The sequence below is a fragment of the Albidovulum sp. genome (genome assembly GCF_008933605.1).
Taxonomy (GTDB): Bacteria; Pseudomonadota; Alphaproteobacteria; order Rhodobacterales; family Rhodobacteraceae; genus Albidovulum.
Map to the genome: position 1 here is coordinate 1 of NZ_WBUS01000082.1, position 15,545 is coordinate 15,545.

General features: G+C 69.0%; 16 protein-coding genes. 7 read left to right on the forward strand and 9 right to left on the reverse strand.

Going from position 1 to position 15,545, the window contains the following annotated elements; all coding sequences use genetic code 11:
* Positions 1-89 precede the first annotated feature (89 nt).
* Together folP and glmM are read left to right on the forward strand one after the other, a co-directional pair.
* On the forward strand, positions 90-1,112 hold the full coding sequence (folP, locus tag F9K34_RS11620; protein ID WP_291337132.1) for a dihydropteroate synthase: 1,023 nt from the start codon (positions 90-92) through the stop codon (positions 1,110-1,112).
* A complete protein-coding gene (gene glmM, locus F9K34_RS11625) occupies positions 1,109-2,452 on the forward strand; it encodes a phosphoglucosamine mutase (protein ID WP_291337133.1) in 1,344 nt (447 codons plus the stop codon). The genes folP and glmM overlap by 4 nt, the downstream gene beginning before the upstream one ends.
* 16 nt (positions 2,453-2,468) lie before the next feature.
* Here glmM and F9K34_RS11630 read toward each other — a convergent pair whose 3' ends face one another.
* The 3 genes from F9K34_RS11630 to ilvC all read right to left on the reverse strand — a co-directional run bounded on the left by F9K34_RS11630 (position 2,469) and on the right by ilvC (position 5,704).
* The gene (locus F9K34_RS11630) at positions 2,469-3,803 is read right to left on the reverse strand and encodes an arylsulfotransferase family protein (RefSeq protein WP_291337134.1); all 1,335 of its coding nucleotides are present in this window, start codon (positions 3,801-3,803) and stop codon (positions 2,469-2,471) included.
* A 159-nt stretch (positions 3,804-3,962) separates the two neighbouring features.
* Positions 3,963-4,565, reverse strand: a complete 603-nt coding sequence (locus tag F9K34_RS11635; protein ID WP_291337135.1) for a hypothetical protein — start codon at positions 4,563-4,565, stop codon at positions 3,963-3,965.
* 116 nt (positions 4,566-4,681) lie between these two features.
* Positions 4,682-5,704, reverse strand: coding sequence for a ketol-acid reductoisomerase (gene ilvC, locus F9K34_RS11640; protein ID WP_291337136.1), 1,023 nt, complete (start codon positions 5,702-5,704; stop codon positions 4,682-4,684).
* 128 nt (positions 5,705-5,832) lie between these two features.
* On the opposite strand from ilvC, the gene F9K34_RS11645 reads away from it, so the two are divergent.
* From F9K34_RS11645 to F9K34_RS11655, 3 genes are all read left to right on the forward strand, one after another.
* Complete coding sequence (locus tag F9K34_RS11645) at positions 5,833-6,291, forward strand: Lrp/AsnC family transcriptional regulator (protein WP_291337137.1); 459 nt, start codon at positions 5,833-5,835, stop codon at positions 6,289-6,291.
* Positions 6,288-6,746: an Lrp/AsnC family transcriptional regulator gene (locus tag F9K34_RS11650; protein ID WP_291337138.1), complete on the forward strand. Its 459-nt coding sequence runs from the start codon at positions 6,288-6,290 to the stop codon at positions 6,744-6,746. Before F9K34_RS11645 ends, F9K34_RS11650 begins: the two co-directional genes overlap by 4 nt.
* Positions 6,747-6,833: 87 nt before the next feature.
* Entirely contained in the window at positions 6,834-7,964 is a 1,131-nt protein-coding gene (locus tag F9K34_RS11655; RefSeq protein ID WP_291337139.1) for an aminotransferase class V-fold PLP-dependent enzyme, read from the forward strand.
* A 6-nt stretch (positions 7,965-7,970) separates the two neighbouring features.
* Here the strand turns inward: F9K34_RS11655 and F9K34_RS11660 are convergent, their stop codons facing one another.
* From F9K34_RS11660 to F9K34_RS11670, 3 genes are all read right to left on the reverse strand, one after another.
* Positions 7,971-9,167: a UbiH/UbiF family hydroxylase gene (locus F9K34_RS11660; RefSeq protein WP_291337147.1), complete on the reverse strand. Its 1,197-nt coding sequence runs from the start codon at positions 9,165-9,167 to the stop codon at positions 7,971-7,973.
* A 70-nt stretch (positions 9,168-9,237) separates the two neighbouring features.
* Entirely contained in the window at positions 9,238-9,477 is a 240-nt protein-coding gene (locus tag F9K34_RS11665; protein WP_291337140.1) for a hypothetical protein, read from the reverse strand.
* Between the two features lie 110 nt (positions 9,478-9,587).
* On the reverse strand, positions 9,588-10,247 hold the full coding sequence (locus F9K34_RS11670) for a pyrimidine 5'-nucleotidase (protein WP_291337141.1): 660 nt from the start codon (positions 10,245-10,247) through the stop codon (positions 9,588-9,590).
* A 114-nt stretch (positions 10,248-10,361) separates the two neighbouring features.
* Here F9K34_RS11670 and F9K34_RS11675 point away from each other — a divergent pair, with 114 nt between their 5' ends.
* Positions 10,362-11,006, forward strand: coding sequence for a GntR family transcriptional regulator (locus F9K34_RS11675; RefSeq protein ID WP_291337142.1), 645 nt, complete (start codon positions 10,362-10,364; stop codon positions 11,004-11,006).
* On the opposite strand, the gene F9K34_RS11680 is transcribed toward F9K34_RS11675, so the two are convergent.
* The gene (locus F9K34_RS11680) at positions 10,938-13,199 is read right to left on the reverse strand and encodes a glycosyltransferase family 2 protein (protein WP_291337143.1); all 2,262 of its coding nucleotides are present in this window, start codon (positions 13,197-13,199) and stop codon (positions 10,938-10,940) included. The genes F9K34_RS11675 and F9K34_RS11680 overlap by 69 nt on opposite strands.
* A gap of 133 nt (positions 13,200-13,332) precedes the next feature.
* Complete coding sequence (gene carA, locus F9K34_RS11685; protein ID WP_291337144.1) at positions 13,333-14,484, reverse strand: glutamine-hydrolyzing carbamoyl-phosphate synthase small subunit; 1,152 nt, start codon at positions 14,482-14,484, stop codon at positions 13,333-13,335.
* Positions 14,485-14,679: 195 nt separating this feature from the next.
* Between carA and F9K34_RS11690 the strand changes: the two genes are divergently transcribed.
* Positions 14,680-15,138: a GatB/YqeY domain-containing protein gene (locus tag F9K34_RS11690; RefSeq protein ID WP_291337145.1), complete on the forward strand. Its 459-nt coding sequence runs from the start codon at positions 14,680-14,682 to the stop codon at positions 15,136-15,138.
* Between the two features lie 8 nt (positions 15,139-15,146).
* Here F9K34_RS11690 and F9K34_RS11695 read toward each other — a convergent pair.
* Positions 15,147-15,545: amino acid--tRNA ligase-related protein (locus F9K34_RS11695; RefSeq protein WP_291337146.1), on the reverse strand; the 399-nt coding region annotated here is incomplete at its 5' end.

Sequence of the window (15,545 nt, forward strand, 5' to 3'; positions counted from 1 at the left end):
GTTGCAATCCCGGCGGGTTGCCGCGTGCCGGTAAGCTTCGCCTGACGCCGTCGCTTGCATCCCCTGGCGGCGCGCGCCATGAGGCGGGCATGGACTATTTCCGCCCCGTCGCCATGACTGATCCCGCCCGAACGTCCGGCGCGCTGCCCCTCGCCGGGGGCTGGTGCTGGTTCGACCGGGCCGAGCATCTGACCCGCGCCGGTTCGCGGGGTCTGGTCGCCGCGAGGGACCTGCCCGGCGATGTTCTCGCCCGCCTCACCGCGCCGCGCCCGGCACTGGCGGGACTTCCGCTCGACAGGCCCCGGCTCATGGGCATCCTCAATGTCACGCCGGACAGCTTTTCCGATGGAGGCCGCTTCCTCGCGCCAGGGGATGCGCGCGCCCGGGCCCGTGCCATGGCGGCCGACGGCGCCGACATCCTCGACATCGGCGGCGAGAGCACCCGGCCGGGCTCGGCCGACGTCGATCCAGACGCGGAGATCGCCCGAACCGCGCCGGTGATCGCCGCGCTGCGCGCGGGCGGGCTCTCCATGCCGGTATCGATCGATACCCGCAAGGCAGCGGTCGCCCGTGCCGCGCTCGACGCCGGCGCCGACGTGGTGAACGACGTTGCCGCGCTGACCTACGATTCCGGGCTTGCCGCGCTCGTCGCCGAACGGCAGGTGCCGCTCTGCCTGATGCATGCGCAGGGCACGCCCGCGACGATGCAGGCGGACCCGCGCTACGATGACGTGCTGCTCGACGTTTACGACTGGCTCGCCGCGCGGGTCGCAGCAGCCGAGGCGGCGGGCATCGCCCGCGAGCGCATCGTCGTCGACCCCGGCATCGGCTTCGGCAAGACTGCCGCGCACAATCTGGCGCTCCTGCGCGGGCTCTCGCTGTTCCACGGCCTCGGGCTGCCGATCCTTCTTGGCGCCTCGCGCAAGCGATTCATCGGCACCTACGGCGGTGGCGCTGCGGAGGCGCGGGCCGACCTGCGCGGCCCCGGCACGATCGCGGTGACACTCGCCGGTCTCGCCCAGGGCGTGCAGATCCACCGCGTCCATGATACATTTGAAACCAAACAGGCGCTCCGCCTCTGGCTGGCGGTGACGTTCGGAGAAGGCGCATGAGCAGGAAGTTTTTCGGCACCGACGGCGTTCGGGGGACCGCCAATACCCATCCGATGACGGCCGAGATGGCGCTGCGGCTCGGCGCGGCGGCGGGGCGCTACTTCCGCACCGACGGGCGCAACGGCCACCGCGTCGTCATCGGCAAGGACACGCGGCTTTCGGGCTACATGCTGGAGAACGCGCTGACCGCGGGGCTGACCTCGACCGGCATGAATGTGCTTCTCCTCGGCCCGGTGCCGACGCCGGCCGTCGGCTACCTGACCCGCTCGATGCGCGCCGACCTCGGCATCATGATCTCGGCCTCCCACAACCCGGCGCACGACAACGGCATCAAGTTCTTCGGCCCCGACGGCTTCAAGCTCTCGGACGAGGCCGAGGCGGAGATCGAGCGCATCCTCGGGGGCGAGATCGCGCTGGCGCAGCCGCAGAACATCGGCCGCGCGAAGCGCGTGGACGACGGCCGCGGCCGCTATGTCGAATACGCCAAGACAACGTTCCCGGCGCGCGGCCTGCTTTCCAACCTGAAGGTCGTGATCGACTGCGCCAATGGCGCCGCCTATCGCGCCGCGCCCGAGGTGTTGTGGGAACTTGGTGCCGAGGTGATCCCGGTGGGCGTGGCCCCGGACGGCCACAACATCAACCTTCATTGCGGCTCCACCCATACCGACACGGCGGCGGAGGCGGTCGTGGCGCATGGCGCCGACCTCGGCATCGCGCTCGACGGCGACGCCGACCGCGTGATGATCCTCGACGAGACAGGGCGGGTGGCCGACGGCGACCAGATCATGGCGCTTCTCGCCGCGCGCTGGGCCGGGGCGGGGCGGCTGAACGGCGGGGCGCTTGTCGCCACCGTCATGTCGAACCTCGGTCTGGAGCGGTTCCTTCAGACGCGTGGCCTGCGCCTAGAACGGACCGCTGTCGGCGACCGCTATGTCGTCGAGCGGATGCGCGAGGGCGGCTTCAACCTCGGCGGCGAACAGTCCGGCCACATCGTCATGACCGACTTCGCGACGACCGGCGACGGGCTGATCGCCGGGCTTCAGTTCCTGGCCGCGATGGCCGAGACCGGCCGGAAGGCGTCAGAGCTTGTCCGCCAGTTCGAGACGGTGCCGCAGATGTTGAAGAATGTACGATATGCGGTGGGGCAGGAACCACTTTCAGTCGATAGTGTTCGAAAAGTGATAGCCGATGCAGAGGCGCGGCTCAACGGCACCGGCCGTCTCCTGATCCGAAAGTCGGGCACGGAGCCGCTGATCCGCGTGATGGCGGAGTGCGAGGACGAGGTGCTTCTGGAGGCCGTGGTCGACGACATCGTCGGCGCCGTGCAGGCGGCGGTCTGACGCGGCGGCCCCGGCATCACCCGCGTGCGGTGCAGGTCCAGTCGGCTACCGTGAAGTAGCTTTCGGGCAGCAGCGTCGCCCCGGTTACTTCGGCGACGTAGTCGGAATCGTACGCGTTGACGAACTCCCAGACGGTCTTGCGTTCGGCATCGACCTCCAGAACCCGGCCGCCGGAGAACTCCGTGATCAGAATGCCGCCGCCGGGCAGGCTCTGATGGTGGCCACGGATGATCGAGAAGAGTTGCTCGCCCTCCCTGTCGCCATAGATGACTTCGGTCGCGCCCGTTGCCGGATCGACGGCCATGATGTTGGAGAGGTGCGTTTCCGCCGGCGAGCCGTACTGGTACTCGGCGTCGTCGAAGGCGTTGTTGTTAAAGAGTGTGATCTTGCCGTCGGCACGGAACTCCGCGTCGTGCTGTTGCAGGAAGGGGCCGACCTGAAACCACTTCAGCGCCCCGGTCTTGCCGTCGTGGACCGCGATCGCGTTGGAGAACTTGTCTGAAATCAGCAAGTCGCCGGCGGCGAACATCGGAAATGCGTCGGCCATCTCCGGCCTGAGCATCGTCAGCCGGTTCGCGTGGATGAGTTCGCGATCACGATACTCACGGTCGTTCTGGGTGCGGAAACTCGCCGTGAGGATCGCCTTCATTCCACCGTCGAACTGCATGCGGGGGATCGAGAAGGACCACTCGACCTCGCCGTCGGCCGACAGCTTTTCCGCCAGATCCTCGGCATAGCGGCCCGCGAGCGGCGAATAGCTCGGATCGTCGCCCGGCGTCGTGCGCCGATCCAGCACCCAGTAGCCGCCGTCCGGGGCGATCTCGAGCGAGTGATGCGTCTGGGAAGCGCGGGTCCACAAGACGGTGCCGCAGCGGTCCATCTTCACGGTTCCGAGATACTCGAAGTTGAAGGCGACATCGCCGTTCGGGTGGATCTCAGCGCCATGGATGTCGGAAAGGATCGACTTGACCGGAGCGCCGGGCTTGTAGCTCCGATCGGGAAAGAGCGTGAAGTAGTCGACCGGCCACTCCGCCACCACGCTCCCGTCACGCCGGATCAGGCGCAGCGCGTTGCTGTTGCCGAAGAAACCGGAAAGGAAGATGAGCTTTCCGTCGGTGATCCCGGCGCCGGCTGTGACGCCCTCGCCGCGTCCCCGGTGCGGGCCGAGATGGCTGAGGGGCAGGCTCGATTCCCTGAAGGTGGCGTAGAACCCCTTGAGGTCGGCGTATCCCTGGTTGATCCATCTGAAGACGAGCGTCTTCTTGTGGCCGGAGTACATCCCGGCCATGAACACCGCGACGGCGGACAGCACCACCGCGGAAACGATGAAAACCAGCCGGTCCAGGCGCATTCTCGGGGCCTCGCGGATCACCTTCGGCCAGACTAGCCACGTCTCGTCGCGCGGAGCAAGGTGTCAGGGAGTGCCTGCGGGGAAGTGGCGTCCCGGCCGAACGGGCGTCCCGACGGTCGACGTCGCGGGCGGCATCGTCGCGGCGGTTGAGGCGGCGCTCTAGCTCTCGGCCGGATTGACGATCGACGGATTGATCACGACCAGAAGGTTGCGCTTCGCGGAGGCCCCCGGCTTGCGGAAAGCCTGGCCGATCACCGGCAGATCGGTCAGGAGGGGCACGTCCGGCAGATTCTTCATGCGGACTGCACTGAACTGGCCTCCCGGCTCCCAGCTCAGGCTGCGGTGGGCGATGGCTACCTGCCGCGGCGGCGCCATATTGGCCGCGAAGGGCAGAAGCACCAGCATGTTCCTGACCAGGACCACATTCGCCACCGTCTGGGCGCCGCGGAAGCTGACGTTCAGCGGCTGGCGCAGCAGCCCCCCCAGGAGCGGAATGCTGTCGCTCTCGCCCAACCCGTCCTCTCGGTACTGCGGCATGTCCTGCCTGAGATCGAGCCCGAGAAACCGCTCCCGCAGGGCGATGAGTATCCAGGCCACGAGGAGCTGGCCGACGGCGATTCTCAGATGAATCCGTCCAATCGCCCCTGTGGACAACCTGTCCCGATCGCGGTCCTGATTGCCGAACCCCGGCACAGGCAGCATGAGCGCCGAGCCGGTCAGGCCCGCGCCGAGCATTGTCCGGGTGAAGTCGCGCCGGTCCATGATTAACCTCCCGAGCAGTATGCCGCCCCGGAAGTCTAGCACGATCCGGCCCTCCGCGCGCTGGTCATCAAAAGGGGCGCCCGAAGGCGCCCCGTCCGCTGGCAGGGCTGCGGCGGTCAGTTCCGCGAGCGATCCACCATCTTGCCCTTGGAAATCCAGGGCATCATGGCGCGCAGCTTTTCGCCGACCTTCTCGATCTGGTGCTCGTCGTTGATCCGGCGGGTCGCCTTGAAGAAGGGCTGGCCGACGGCATTTTCCTGCATGAAGTCACGGACGAACTTGCCGGTCTGGATGTCGCGGAGGACCGCCTTCATCCGGGCCTTGGTCTCGTCGTAGGGCAGGATGCGCGGGCCGGAGACATATTCGCCATACTCGGCGGTGTTCGAGATCGAGTAGTTCATGTTGGCGATGCCGCCTTCGTAGATCAGGTCCACGATCAGCTTGACCTCGTGCAGGCACTCGAAATAGGCCATCTCGGGCTCGTAGCCGGCTTCCACGAGGGTCTCGAAGCCCATGCGGATGAGTTCGACAAGGCCGCCGCACAGCACCGCCTGCTCGCCGAAGAGGTCGGTTTCGCATTCCTGGCGGAAGTTGGTCTCGATGATGCCGGACCGCCCGCCGCCGATGGCCGAACAGTAGGAGAGGCCAAGCTCCATCGCCTTGCCGGTGGCGTCCTGGTGGACGGCCACGAGGCAGGGGACGCCGCCGCCCTTCACATATTCGCCGCGGACGGTGTGGCCGGGGCCCTTCGGCGCCATCATGATGACGTCGACGCCGGGCTTCGGCTCGATCAGGCCGAAATGGACGTTCAGGCCGTGGGCGAAGGCGATCGCGGCGCCTTCCTTGAGGTTGTCATGGACGTATTTCTTGTAGGTCGCGGCCTGCAGTTCGTCCGGCATGGTGAACATGATCAGGTCGCACCAGGCGGCCGCCTCGGCGATGCCCATCACCTTCAGCCCTTCCTTCTCGCACTTGGCGGCCGAGGGCGAGCCTTCGCGGAGCGCGATGACGACGTTCTTGGCGCCGGAATCGCGCAGGTTCAGCGCATGGGCGTGGCCTTGCGACCCGTAGCCGAGAATGGCGACCTTCTTGTCCTTGATCAGGTTGATATCGCAGTCGCGATCGTAATAGACGCGCATCGGGCGTTCCTTTCTTCGTTGCTGGGCGCGAAGATAGAGAGATATTGCTGATTTGCCGTTCAAAATTCGCTCGAAATCCCATAATGATTGAAGATCAATTCCTGGATTTGAGGAATTTTGCAAGAGACATGCAGATCGACGACACCGACCGCCGCATCCTGCGCCAGCTTCTGGCCGACCCCGGCCTTGCCACCGCCGATCTGGCCGAACGGGCCGGCGTGACCGCCGCGACCTGCTGGCGTCGGCTGGAGAAGCTGTCCGAGGCGGGCATCCTCAAGGGCCAGCATGCCGTCATCGACTGGCGTGCGCTCGGCTGGGCGGTGGAGGTCTCGCTTCGCTTCACCCTCGACAAGACCCATCCGCGCGCCTTCGACGAATTCCTGGCGGCCGCGCGTGAAGTGCCGGAGGTGATCGAGATCCAGACCTTCCTCGGCCGCGTGGACATGCGGCTGAACGTGATCGCCCGCGACATGGGACATTACCAGCACATCTACCGCGACCGCATCCTGACGCTGCCGCATATCGCCGACATCGAAAGCCTGATGCTGGTCTCCACGATCAAGGACACCGGGAGCCTGCCGCTGTGATCGACCTCGACGATACCGACCGCGCCATCCTGCGCGCCCTTGTCGCCGACGCCACGAGAAGCGCCGGCGCCATCGGCCGCGCGCTGGGGCTGTCGCAGCCCGCCGCATGGCGCCGCATACGGCGGCTCGAAGAGGAGGGCGTCATTTCCGGACAACGGATCGACCTCGATGCCGCCGCGCTCGGCTTCGGCGTCACGGTGTTTCTCGGGATCAAGCTTGCCACGAAGGGCCGGGTGAGCCTCGAGGATTTCGAACGCGCCGCGACCGCCATCCCCGAGGTCCAGACCGTCCAGCATGTCCTCGGTCTCTTCGACTACCGGCTGCGCGTCACCGCCCGCGACCTCGCCGATTTCGAACGCGTGCTCCGCCGCCGGATCATGACCTTGCCCGGTGTCGGCAACGTCGAGGCGAACGTGCTGCTGAGCGAGGAACGCCGGCCGGGCCCGCTGGGGTGAGTGGGCGGTCGTCCCGGGTGCGCCGCTTCCTCTTTGCGTCCCGTCGCGCTCTGCGCTACTCCGGTCGTGACAGGTAAGGAGGCCCCCATGCCCGGATTGCTGCCCAACATCGACCCCGACGGGCTCGAGGAATTCTCGGTCGTCTTCACCGACCGCTCGCTCAACCACATGAGCAAGGTGTTCCAGCAGGTGATGCGCGACATCTCCGGCATGCTGAAGGAGGTCTACAACGCCGAGGCAGTAGCCCTTGTCCCCGGCGGCGGCACCTTTGCGATGGAGGCGGTCGCGCGGCAGTTCGGCGGCGGGGCGAAAGCGGTCATCGTGCGCAACGGCTGGTTCTCCTACCGCTGGACGCAGATCTTCGAGGCGGGCGGCTTCGCGGCTGATACCGTCGCCGAACTCGCCCGCCGCACCGGCAACGCGCCCGACGCCCCCTTTGCGCCCGCGCCGATCGAGGAGGTGGTGGCCAAGATCGCCGAGGTGAAGCCCGATCTGGTCTTCGCCCCCCATGTCGAGACCGCAAGCGGCATGATCCTGCCGGACGATTACCTGAAGGCGTTGGCCAAAGCCGCGCATGATGCCGGCGCGCTCTTCGTGCTGGACTGCATCGCGAGCGGTTGCGTCTGGGTGGACATCAAGGCGATCGGCGTCGATGTCCTGATCTCCGCCCCGCAGAAGGGCTGGTCGGCCTCGCCCTCGGCAGGGCTCGTCATGTTCTCGCAGGCGGCGCTGGAGCGGATGGAGGGCACCGCCTCGTCGAGCTTCGCGATTGACCTGAAGAAATGGCGACAGATCATGGCCGCCTATGAGGCGGGCGGTCACGCCTATCACGCCACCATGCCGACCGATGCGCTGAAAGCCTTCCGCGACACGATGGTAGAGACGAAGGAGTACGGCTTCGAACGCCTGCGTGAGGCACAGTGGAAGCTCGGCAATGCCGTGCGGGCGGAACTGGCGTCTCGCGGCATCCGTTCGGTCGCGGCGGAGGGTTTCGGCGCGCCGGGCGTCGTCGTCAGCTTCACCGATGATCCCGACGTCCAGACGGGCAAGAAATTCGCCGCCAAGGGCGTCCAGATCGCCGCCGGCGTGCCGCTTCAAGTGGGCGAGGGCGAGGGCTATCGCAGCTTCCGCCTTGGCCTTTTCGGCCTCGACAAGCTCTATGACGTTGATGGTACGGTCGCGCGGGTGAAACGCGCGCTCGACGCCGCGGGGCTCTGAGCCGTCTCAGCGCATCCCGAGGCCGGCCTTCATCAGCGCATGGCGCACGGGCGATAGCGAATGGAGCGCGTTCAGCGCGCCCGCGCGCAGGTCCCTGAGCGGCCGGGCCGAGAGCATCGAGGTGCGGTTCAGGAGGTCGATCCCCATCACCCGCGCCTTCACCTCGGGCCACCGGCGGCGGTTGTAGGCGGCGAGCATGGCGCGGTCGCCGAGCCGTTCCGGCGCGGCCTTGGCAAGCGCGAGCAGGCAGGCAAGATCGGCGAGCGACATGTTCAGCCCCTGCGCCCCGATCGGCGGCACGACATGCGCGGCCTCGGCCAGAAGCGCGGTGCGCTCGGCGTCGAAGCGGTCGGCGATCTGGGCGATGATCGGCCAGACCGAGCGCCCGGTGACGAGCGTGAGCGGCCCGAGGAGCCCGGCGGAGCGGGCGAATATCTCCGCCTCGAACTCTGGCACGGGAAGGCCCGCAAGCCGCAGCGCCTCGGAGCCCCGCTCCATCCAGACGACGGCGGAGCAGGGAAGGCCCTGCCGGTCGGGCAGCGGCACCAGAGTGAAGGGCCCCCCCGAGCGATGGATCTCGGTCGAGACATTGTCGTGCGGGATCGGGTGCGTGACGGCGAAGGCGAGCGCCTTCTGACCGTAGCGGAAGGTCCTGACGCCGATGCCCACGGCCTCGCGCACCGGGCTCGCCCGGCCGTCGGCGGCGACAAGAAGCCGGGCCGAGACCTGGCCGCCGTCCGAGAGCGTCACGCGCGCCTCGCGCTGCCGGGTGAAGACCGCCCGCGTGCCGACGCCGGGACGGAACGCCACATTCGGCAGGAGGCCCAGCCGCGCCACCGTTTCGCGCCGCAGGAGCCAGTTAGGGAAGTTCCAGCCGAAGGGCTCCTCGCCGATCTCGGCGGCGTCGAAATCCTTCACGATCCGCGGCTCGGGCCGTTCGCCGCCGGCATCGACGATGCGCATGATCCTGAGCGCCGCGCCATGGGGGGCGATGCGGTCCCAGAGGCCAGCCGCCTCCAGCACCTGCCGCGAAGGTTGCAGGAAGGCCGTCGTGCGCAGGTCGGCGCCCGCTTCGGCCTCCTCCGTCACCGGCGGCGCTGGATCGACGCAGATCACCCGGAACCCGGCAGAGCCGAAGGCCGCCGCCGCGGTCAGCCCGGCGACGCCGCCGCCCGAAATCAGGATGTCCGTCGTCTCCACAATGGCCCTCCGGGTTCGCGGTGACACTATCCTCCGGCCCCGGGTGCCTGCAACGGTCAGAGCGTCGCGGGCGCTACTTGCCGACCGAGATGAGGATCAGGAGCGCGAAGCAGACCGGCACCGCCGCCAGCGCGACCATCGTCAGGGCGACGAGCCCCCAGGCCTTCACCGCGAGAACGAGCAGGGTGACGACGATCACGAGAAGATAGAGCAGGTTGTCAGGGGTGCCGTGGACGAGATCGCGGGCAATCCAGCCGAAGAGCGGGATCGAATAATACCAAGGCAGGCGCCGGGTGTCCGGACGTGCGGTCATGGGTCTCTCCTGTTCGCTGGTCCGCAGATGGGTCCGGCCGCGAGGGGCCGCAACCGGTCGGATTGCCGCAGGCCGCCGTCCCGTTGCGGCCGCGCGAGGGGCTCCACGCGTCAGCGGAGCCGGGCGAGGAAGCCGGCGAGGTCGTCGGTGTGATGGTGGATGTGCGGCGCCGGTTCAGGGGTGGGTGCGACATGGACGGTGCGCATCCCCATCGCGTGCGGTGCGGCGAGGTTGCGCGGATCGTCCTCGAACATCGCGCTGCGGGCGGCGTCGATCCCGGCGGAGGCGAAGACCGTCTCGAAGGCCTGACGCTCGGGTTTGGGCCGGAAGCCCGCGTGCTCCACCCCGAAGACCGCGTCGAAGACGCCGGCAAGCCCGCGCGCGTCGAGCACGCGGGCGGCATAGGGGGCCGAGCCATTGGTGTAGACGACGCGCCGGCCGGGAAGCGCGGCGATAGCGGCGGCGAGGACGGGGTCGGGCGCGAGGTGATCGAGCGCGATGTCGTGCACGTCTTCGAGGTAGGGCACCGGGTCCAGCCCGTGTTCGTGCATCAGCCCGGCGAGGGTCGTGCCGTAGAGCCGCCAGTAGTCGGCGCGGAGCCGGTCGGCCTCCTCGCGCGGGACACCCAGCGACTGCATCACGTAGGCCGTCATGCGCGTCTCGATCTGGTCGAAGAGGCGCGCGGCGGGCGGGTAGAGCGTGTTGTCGAGGTCGAAGACCCAGGTCTCGACATGGGCGAAGGCGGCGGCGGGAGAGGGGCGTCCGGGCATGGGGCCTGACTACACCCGGCCGCCCGGCTGAGCAATCGACTGCCTTGCCATCGCCGGACGCGCCGCCTACGCTCGCGCGCCGCCAGGCAGCGCGGGGGGCGGGAAGGGACGACGATGCAGAAGGACGCCTACACGCTCATCCTCGAAGCGATCGACCAGGGCATCTACCGCCCCGGCGACCGCCTGGTGGAGGCGGAACTGGCCGAGCGGTTCGGCGTGTCGCGCACGCCGGTGCGCGAGGCGCTCCAGCGGCTCGAGACACAGTCGATGCTGACGCGCGACGGGCGGTCGATGATTGTCGCCTCGCTCGACCACAACCAGCTTGCGGAACTCTATGTTGTGCGTGCCGAGCTCGAGGGCCTCGCGGCGCGGCTTGCGGCAAAGCATGCGACGCCCGAGGAAATCCGGGTGTTGAGCGAGATGGTGGAGGCCGACCGGACGATCGTCGACGACCCGGCCGAGCTGTCCCGCGCCAACCGCAGGTTCCACAAGCAAATCCACCTCGCGTCGCACAACCGCTACCTCGTCCAGCAGCTTGACCTCGTGCACCGCTCGATGGCGCTGCTCGCCTCCACCTCGCTGGCCGCCGAGGGGCGCGGGGAGGCCGCACTGGCCGAACACGCGGAGCTCGTGCGGGCGATCGCGGCGGGCGACGGCGAGGCGGCGCAGGCCGCGCTCAGGGCCCATATCTCAAAAGCCTTCGAAACGCGGCTGAAACTCGATGCCGGGACGGTCAAGGGCAAGGGCGGCGATCGTTGAGCCGAGGACGTAGCCTCGGCGCCCCGCTCCGCTTCCGCGCGTGGTGCCCGGGTCGGCGTCGCTGACAAGCGTCAGGACGGGTGGATGGGCGGACCGCGCCGGGCGCGTCTGCGCCTTCCCCTCCTCCGCGCCCCGGCGCGCCGGAGCCAAGAGATGGAGCCGCGCCGGGCGGGGCGCGGGCAGCGGGAAGGGCACGACCGAACCGGCCGGAGGCCCGGGCGCCAGGACCGGATCGGCAAGGACGAGAACCGGCAGAAGTTCGGCCTGGCCGGCGCGGGCCTCGACCACGCCGTGCGCGGTCTTGTCCCAGTAGAAGGGCTTCGTCACGCATTCGCCGAGCGCCTTCCAGGCCGAGAGCGAGGCGAGCGGGAGGTAGAACTGCAGGCTCGGCACCCACTTCATCAGGTGCCGGTGCTCCGCCCCCCGCGTGGCCCAGAGCCCCAGCGCGATGTTCACCGTCTCGGACGCGACGAAGAGCACGGCGAGGGCCGCGAGCATCCCCGGGGGGAACGCCGGGGCGAGCGGATGCGGCAGTCCGAGGGCCAGCACCCAGAAGGTCCAGAGCGCCGGCGCGAGAAGCGCCTGGCTGACCGACCCGAGGAGGAGGATCTGCACGCCGAGGAACCGCTTCGGCCCCAGCTCGCGCCAGAGCCGGACAGGATCGCGCATGTGGCTGGCCCAGGTCATGGCGAAGCCCTTCTGCCAGCGCGACCTCTGCTTGATCCAGGCCACCGGGCGGGAATTGGGCTCCTCCTCGGTGACCGTGTCGATGAGCTCGGTCCGGTAGCCACGGCGGGCGAGGCGCAAGCCGAGGTCGGCATCCTCGGTGACATTGTGCGCATCCCATCCGCCGAGTTCCTCGATCGCCTTGCGCCGGAAGAAGAGCGTGGTCCCCCCCAGCGGCACGACGAGGCCGAGCCGGGCGAGCCCGGGCAGCATGGCGCGGAACCAGACCGCGTATTCGATCGCGAAGCAGCGCGTGATCCAGTTGTGGCGCGCGTTGTAGAAATCGAGGATGCCTTGCAGGCAGACGACCTCGGGCGGGGCTGCGGCGAAGCGCCGGACGACGGTGCGGATCTGTCCGGGGTCCGGCGCGTCCTCGGCGTCCCAGATGCCGACGATGGAACCGCGACAGAAATCGAGCGCGAAGTTCAGCGCGCGCGGCTTGGTCCGGATCGGTCCGCGCGGCACGATGACGACCCGCATCCAGCGGGGGAGCACCCGGCGCGCCAGCGCGCCTTGCGTGGCGAGGTCGTCCTCCTCCACCACGAGCAGGACGTCGAGCAGTTCCTTCGGGTAGTCGATGCGGCCGATGCGGCGGATCAGGCGCGGCGCGATGTCGTCCTCGCGGAAGAGCGGGACCATCACCGAGACGACCGGAAGCCGTTCCGGCAGGGGAAGCTCCGCCGCGCCCGTGGCGGTCTCGCGCCTGCGCCCGCGGGCCTCGGCCACCGCCGAGATCGCCTTGAGCCCGGCGAAGGCTGCCAGCGTGAGGACCGCCCAGGCCACCAGCAGCCCGAGCACGAGCGCCGGCGCGGCGAAGAGGCCGGCAAGGAGCAGCGCGGCCGCCGCGCCGATGGCGACCCGCGCGCGCGCAGGGTCCAGCGTGCGGCAACTCTCGTCTGCCGCGACCCGCACCTCCGCCTTGCGGATGAGCGCGGTCTGGCGCGTGGCGATCAGCGCGGCATGGATGTCGCGTTCCGGCGCCAGCGCCATCATCACCGGGCCGAACCCCGGCGGCAGGAGGCCGCGGGCCCGTGCGAAGTCCTCCGGCCGCGCAGTGGCGATCACCGTCGCGCCGCCGATCCGCCGCCAGGGCAGGAGGCCGTGCGCAAGGCAGAACTCCCCCCCGAGCCCGTCGATGAGCCTTGCGTCCGGCGCCTCGGCCACGAGGTCCACCGTCCTCGCCCCCCACTGGAGCGCCAGCGCCGCCATCAGGTCGGCCTCGCTCACCCAGCCGCGGGTCAGGAGGATGTCGCCGATCCGCGCCTCCTCCCGGTCGCGGAGCGCCAGCGCCTTCAGCATGTTGCCGGGGTCCACGGCCTTCATGTCGATGATAATCTGGCCGAGCGGCTTGCGCGCCGCCACGCCCCTGAGGGCCTGCGCACGCGGACCGAAGGCGGGCAGCGCCCCCATGCCCGAGGGCGCGGCTGCGGGCGGCACGAGGCGGAGATGCGGGGCGGGGGGCGTCATGGCGGCCTGGATGGGAAGCGCTGGCCCGAGCCTCCGTGCGCAGGGTTAACGCCGAGTTAACGAACCCCGGCGAAGTCGCGGAAAAATCAAGGCATTCCGGGCGCGCGCGGGCTTCGCCGAAGGGGCGTCCCGATCAGGCCGCGCGCCTTGTCCGCATAGCCTCGGCGAACCGCTCGAAGAGATAGAAACTGTCCTGCGGCCCCGGGCTCGCCTCGGGGTGGTACTGGACGGAAAAGACCGGCCGCCCCTCCATCCTTATGCCGCAGTTCGACCCGTCGAAGAGAGAGACATGGGTCTCCTTCACGCCCCTGGGCAGGGTCTGGCTGTCCACGGTGAAGCCGTGGTTCATCGAGGTGATCTCCACCTTCCCGGTTTCCATGTCCTTCACGGGGTGATTGGCGCCGTGGTGGCCGTGGTTCATCTTGACCGTCTTCGCGCCAAGCGCCAGCGCTAGCATCTGGTGGCCGAGGCAGATGCCGAAAAGCGGCAGGCGCGCTTCGAGAATGCCCTGGATCATCGGCACGGCATATTCCCCCGTCGCCGCCGGGTCGCCGGGGCCGTTCGAGAGGAAGACGCCCTCGGGCTCGTGCGCCAGCACCTCCTCGGCCGTGGCGGTGGCCGGCACGACGGTGACGTCGCAGCCGACCGAGGCGAGGCAGCGCAGGATGTTGCGCTTGGCGCCGTAATCGAGCGCGACGACCTTGAAGCCCGCGCCCGTGCGCCTGCCGTAGCCTGCGGGCCAGGCCCAGCGGGTCTCATTCCAGCGGTAGCTCTGGGCGCAGGTCACGTCCTTGGCCAGATCGAGCCCGACGAGCCCGGACCAGGCGCGCGCCCTGGCGACGAGGGCGGCGATGTCGAAGTTTCCTTCCGGATCATGGGCAAGGGCCACATGCGGCGCGCCCTGCTGGCGGATAGCGCGCGTCAGCCGCCGCGTGTCGACGCCGCCGATGCCGATCCGGCCACGCCGGGCGAGCCAGTCCACGAGCGGTTCGGCCGCACGCCAGTTCGAGGGTTCGGTCGGGTCCCACTTGACGACCATGCCGGCCGCGACCGGCTCGGCCGCCTCGTCGTCCTCGGGCGTGACGCCGACGTTGCCGACATGGGGGAAGGTGAAGGTCACGACCTGCCCGGCATAGGAGGGGTCGGTCATGATTTCCTGGTAGCCGGTCATCGCGGTGTTGAAGACCAGTTCGGCCACGGTCTCGCCCGCCGCGCCGAAGCCCTTGCCGTAGAATAGCGTTCCGTCGGCCAGAGCCAGGCAGGCCGTGGGTCTGTCCGAACGCATGGGGGTATTGGGCATGGCGACTCCCCGGGTCACAAATCCCGCGGAACCTACGGGCGCGGCCGGGCTTGGTCAAGGGGCAACGCGGCTTTTGGCTTACGCAACGATTTCAATGAGTTAGTCGAAGATAGGGCGGTTGTGCCCGGGCCCGCTTGCGGCTATGTTGGGGGCTTCGGAAGCTCAGGGGATGGAGACCCGATGGACATGCGCGAATGGATCGGCGCGGCGCTGAAGGATGCGATGAAGTCGAAGGACGCCGCCCGGCTTTCGACATTGCGGCTGATCAATGCCGCGATCAAGGACAAGGACATCGCCCTCAGGGGCGAGGGCGGCGACGCCACCGTGGGCGATGCCGAGGTGCTGGCCATTCTCGGCCGCATGGTGAAGCAGCGGCAGGAATCCGCGCGCGCCTACGAAGAGGGCGGGCGGCTCGAACTGGCCGAGAAGGAACTGGCCGAGATCAAGGTGATCGAGGATTTCCTGCCGCGCCAGCTCGACGCCGAGGAGACCGGCGCGGCGATCCGCGCGGCAATCGCCGAGACCGGCGCGACCTCGATCCGCGACATGGGCAAGGTCATGTCGGCCCTGAAGGCGAAATACACCGGCCAAATGGATTTTGGCGCCGTCGGGCCGATGGTGAAGGACGCGCTGGCCTGAGCGCGGGGTCAGGGCACCGGTGTCCACAGCACCTCGTCGATGCGGGGTGCGCCGGTGGCCAGCATGACGAGCCGGTCGAAGCCGAGCGCGATGCCCGCGGCCGGCGGAACCAGCGCAAGCGCGTCGAGAAAACCCTCGTCGAGCGGATAGCGTTCACCGTAGCGGCGGGCCTTCTCTTCCATCTCGAGCCCGAAGCGCCGGCGCTGTTCCTCGGGGTCGGTCAACTCGCCGAACCCGTTGGCAAGCTCCACCCCGCAGGCATAGAGCTCGAACCGCTCCGCCACGCGCGGGTCGTCAGCCGCCGGCCGCGCCAGTGCCGCCTCGGCGGCGGGATAGCGGTCGAGCACGGTCGGACGGCCGAGGCCGAGCCGAGGCTCCACGCGCTCCACCAGCACCCGCGCCAGCAT

Coding starts and splice junctions, on each gene's coding strand:
- folP (WP_291337132.1), top strand. CDS start 90: ATGGACTATTTCCGCCCCGTCGCCATGACTGATCCCGCCCGAACGTCC.
- glmM (WP_291337133.1), top strand. CDS start 1,109: ATGAGCAGGAAGTTTTTCGGCACCGACGGCGTTCGGGGGACCGCCAAT.
- F9K34_RS11630 (WP_291337134.1), bottom strand. CDS start 3,803: ATGCGCCTGGACCGGCTGGTTTTCATCGTTTCCGCGGTGGTGCTGTCC.
- F9K34_RS11635 (WP_291337135.1), bottom strand. CDS start 4,565: ATGGACCGGCGCGACTTCACCCGGACAATGCTCGGCGCGGGCCTGACC.
- ilvC (WP_291337136.1), bottom strand. CDS start 5,704: ATGCGCGTCTATTACGATCGCGACTGCGATATCAACCTGATCAAGGAC.
- F9K34_RS11645 (WP_291337137.1), top strand. CDS start 5,833: ATGCAGATCGACGACACCGACCGCCGCATCCTGCGCCAGCTTCTGGCC.
- F9K34_RS11655 (WP_291337139.1), top strand. CDS start 6,834: ATGCCCGGATTGCTGCCCAACATCGACCCCGACGGGCTCGAGGAATTC.
- F9K34_RS11665 (WP_291337140.1), bottom strand. CDS start 9,477: ATGACCGCACGTCCGGACACCCGGCGCCTGCCTTGGTATTATTCGATC.
- F9K34_RS11670 (WP_291337141.1), bottom strand. CDS start 10,247: ATGCCCGGACGCCCCTCTCCCGCCGCCGCCTTCGCCCATGTCGAGACC.
- F9K34_RS11675 (WP_291337142.1), top strand. CDS start 10,362: ATGCAGAAGGACGCCTACACGCTCATCCTCGAAGCGATCGACCAGGGC.
- F9K34_RS11680 (WP_291337143.1), bottom strand. CDS start 13,199: ATGACGCCCCCCGCCCCGCATCTCCGCCTCGTGCCGCCCGCAGCCGCG.
- carA (WP_291337144.1), bottom strand. CDS start 14,484: ATGCGTTCGGACAGACCCACGGCCTGCCTGGCTCTGGCCGACGGAACG.
- F9K34_RS11690 (WP_291337145.1), top strand. CDS start 14,680: ATGGACATGCGCGAATGGATCGGCGCGGCGCTGAAGGATGCGATGAAG.